Source organism: Collinsella sp. AM31-2AC, assembly GCF_003469285.1.
Taxonomy (GTDB): domain Bacteria; phylum Actinomycetota; class Coriobacteriia; order Coriobacteriales; family Coriobacteriaceae; genus Collinsella; species Collinsella aerofaciens_AT.
This window is the reverse complement of sequence record NZ_QSJB01000035.1, coordinates 1-3,265: the sequence shown is the minus strand read 5'-3', so window position 1 is coordinate 3,265 and position 3,265 is coordinate 1. Positions and strand designations below refer to the sequence as shown.

General features: G+C 62.0%; 3 protein-coding genes. 2 read left to right on the top strand and 1 reads right to left on the bottom strand.

Annotated elements, in window-relative coordinates; translation table 11 throughout:
• Positions 1 to 543 precede the first annotated feature (543 nt).
• Positions 544 to 1,194 carry a GNAT family N-acetyltransferase gene (locus tag DW796_RS10210; RefSeq protein WP_117716324.1) on the bottom strand — a complete coding sequence of 217 codons (651 nt, stop codon included), beginning with the start codon at positions 1,192 to 1,194 and terminating at the stop codon, positions 544 to 546.
• 344 nt (positions 1,195 to 1,538) lie between these two features.
• Between DW796_RS10210 and DW796_RS10205 the strand changes: the two genes are divergently transcribed.
• Together DW796_RS10205 and DW796_RS10200 are read left to right on the top strand one after the other, a co-directional pair.
• Positions 1,539 to 2,570, top strand: coding sequence for a 3-deoxy-7-phosphoheptulonate synthase (locus tag DW796_RS10205; RefSeq protein WP_117564710.1), 1,032 nt, complete (start codon positions 1,539 to 1,541; stop codon positions 2,568 to 2,570).
• Positions 2,571 to 2,986: 416 nt separating this feature from the next.
• The coding region (locus tag DW796_RS10200; RefSeq protein ID WP_147351036.1) for a transposase at positions 2,987 to 3,265 on the top strand (279 nt) is incomplete at its 3' end.

Sequence of the window (3,265 nt, the reverse complement as noted above, 5' to 3'; positions counted from 1 at the left end):
GCGGAGGCGGGGCATGCCCCGCCTCTTACACCACATCTCTGCACGCTACCACTCTACTGTCAGATTATGGCGAATGCTGCTGTAGGATTATGACATGCGCTACTACAGCCTATGGCAACGTACCTCATGAGCGCCGGTATGGTGCGAGTTGCCATCGCCACTCGCTACAGCGAGTAGCAGGCGGGCAAAACCACCGCAAAACCGTCGCAAAACCGCGATGAACAACCGCCGCGAAGGGGGACGGGCCCCTTTCGCGGCGGTTTTTTGCCTGCCTGGTGCGTCTCGGATGCAAGTGAGTAGACTTTTTGGGATCTGCCGAGCACATCGCGACAAACGCTCGATAAAACCGCAGGCCAGAGCTGCGGCGTTTTGGGGTGTGCTCGGGATCCCGCCAAAAGCCTACTCACTTGGTTTTCACGGTTAGTAAACCGCCGCGAGGGAAAGCAGCTCCCCCGCGGCGGTCTTAACGTTCGCCCAGATAAAACCTGTCACCACAAGGGGGATGGGCGCCTTTTGTGGTGGTTTTGGTACTTGCTTAGCGGGCTAGCCCTGCGTGTCGCCTCCGTACATGTAGACGATAAAACCGTCGCCGGTGTCTTGACTGTGATCCTCCAGGATGCGCTTCATGTTGAGGTGCTCGTAGAACTGCCAGTCGGAGTTGCAGTCGCTCATCAGGAAGAACTTGGTGCAGCCTGCCTTGGCGAGCTCGGCGCGCGCAAGGTCGATAAGCGCGCGGCCGAGCCCCTTGCCCTGCCACTCGGGCACGATGATGATCAGGTTGAGCTGGCCCTGGGCATACTCGTTGCCTGTGGCGGCAAAGCGATCCGCCGTGGCCTTTTCGCGACTGTCGCCGAAGAGCGAGCCCTCGAGCTTGGCGTCGGCAGCCTTTGCCATTTCGGTTGCCTGGGCGAGCATCTCGTTGTAGCAGGACTCCCACGTGGGGTTGGTGCGCGGCTTGCCGTCCTCGAAGATGCCGATGCAGCAGGCGGCGATAATGCGGCCCTCGGCCTCGGCGACAAGCGCGATAGGTGAGCGTTGCAGCTGCATAGCGATGTTAAAGCGCGCGCAGAAATCGGCAGCTTCGACGTCGCCGCGGTTGCGCAGCGTGTTGCACCACAGCTGGTTGTAGATGGCGGCGATGCCGGTCAGGTCGTCGAGCGTGGCGGCGCGCAGGGTTACGTTGTCAAGGCTCATGAAGGCTCCTTCCAAGTTGGGTCAGGCCACCTCTGAGTGTGACATGGACGCAGGGCGGCCGCATCAATCATTCGGCAGGCGAGCCCCGATCCCTCGGGGACGGAGGAAAAGGGGTCACGAGTGAGGATTTTCGGACGCTTGCCCGACGAGAGTGGATAATCTCCCACTTTGAGCGCGAACATGGGCCAAAAACGGGAGATTATCCACTCTCGTGGTGAGCGGGCCCTTGTGTCGATTCATTCCCTTTTTAGTAGGCTGTGCTTGCACTTTAGCGTGCGACAGCGGATAATGCCGAGCACTCGACAATACGCTTTTTGCTCTCTCTATAGATTGAGGAGGCCCCTATGGCCATGGATTTCAAACGCAGGCTGCCGATCCCCATGGAGATCCGCGAGGAAATGCCGCTTTCCGCCGAGCTTACCGCTAAGAAGCAGGCATTCGACGCCGAGGTCGCCAAGGTCTTTACCGGCGAGGACGCGCGCAAGGTGCTCATCATCGGCCCATGCTCTGCCGATCGCGAGGATTCGGTCCTCGAGTACATGAACCGCCTGGCCAAAACCGCCGAGGAGGTCAAGGACAAGCTCATCATCATCCCGCGTGTCTACACCAACAAGCCGCGCACCAAGGGTACCGGCTACAAGGGTCTACTGCATAATCCCGACCCCGAGGCGCCCGATGACCTGCTCGAGGGCGTCAAGGCCATTCGCCACATGCACCTGCGCGTCATCGAGGAGACCGGCTTCTTTACCGCCGACGAGATGCTCTACCCCTCTAACTATCAGTACCTTGTCGATCTGCTGAGCTACGTCGCTGTGGGCGCGCGCTCGGTCGAGAACCAAGAGCACCGTCTGGTGTCGAGCGGCATTTCGGTGCCGGTGGGCATGAAGAACCCCACTGCCGGCTCCACCACCGTCATGCTCAACTCCATCTACGCCGCTCAGGCGCATCAGAGTTTCATCTTCCGCAACTGGGAGGTCGAGTGCGACGGCAATCCGCTCGCGCACGCCGTTATGCGTGGCTACATCGGTCTCGATGGGCGCACCTACCCCAACTACCACTACGAGCACCTTGAGCGCCTGGCCGAGCGCTATACCGAGCACGCCGGCTATGCCAATCCGGCAGCGGTCATCGACTGCAACCACGACAACTCGGGCAAGCGTCCGCTGGAGCAGTATCGCATTTGCAAGGAGGTGCTCGACAGCTGCCGCCGCAACGAAGCCATTTCAAGGCTGGTCAAGGGCTTTATGATCGAGTCCTACCTTGAGGACGGCAACCAGCCGGTCGACGGCGGTGTCTTTGGCAAGTCGATCACCGATCCGTGCCTGGGCTGGGAAAAGACCGACTACCTCATTCACGAGATCGCGGAGCGGGTTTAGTTACGCGGGTTTTCGCTGACTCTGCCAAGGCATCGGCGGTCCCGTTGCTGCCGGGCACTCATTGGGGACAGACTTAAATGAGTGCTCGCAGAATGAGAGTGAATAATCTCCCGTTTTTAAGTAGTCGTTGGGGACGTTCTTGTTTGACTGGTCGTTTAAGAACGTCCATTACAGTCGAAATTGTCAGCCCGGGACCGTCTCGGGCTACGATTGAGGCGCGCCCAGAACGGGCCGCCGACCGGGCGCCCGCGCACGGCCGAACGTCCCTGCCCCCGAGAGGGCCCGTTGAGTGCTGCCGGCGCGGGACGCGCCGCCCCCGACGGCTGATAGGAAAGTGCCGGGCAGGCGCCGCGGCTGGTAATGTGAGTGCCGAGGGGGAGGCCATCCGGTCGAACGACTACCGGAAGGATACCACCGTGAAAGCGCCATCCACCAGGCCCGCGGCCGTGCTCGGCCTGGACGTCGGCAAGTCATCGCACTGGGCCTGCCTGGTCGACCGCGACGGGGAGGTGCTGGCCAGCGCCCCCGTCCGCAACAGGGAGGCCGAGCTCGACGCGCTGTTCGCCTCCGCGCCCGCCGGCACGCTCGTCGTCGTCGACCAGTTCCGCAACATAGGGTCCCTCGCCGTGAGACGGGCCCGCGCCGCGGGGCTCGGGGTCGCCCACCTGCCCGGGCTCGCCGCCAGCCGCGCCGCG

Excerpts from the sequence above, each read along its gene's own strand:
- DW796_RS10210 (WP_117716324.1), bottom strand. The coding sequence starts at position 1,194 with ATGAGCCTTGACAACGTAACCCTGCGCGCCGCCACGCTCGACGACCTG.
- DW796_RS10205 (WP_117564710.1), top strand. The coding sequence starts at position 1,539 with ATGGCCATGGATTTCAAACGCAGGCTGCCGATCCCCATGGAGATCCGC.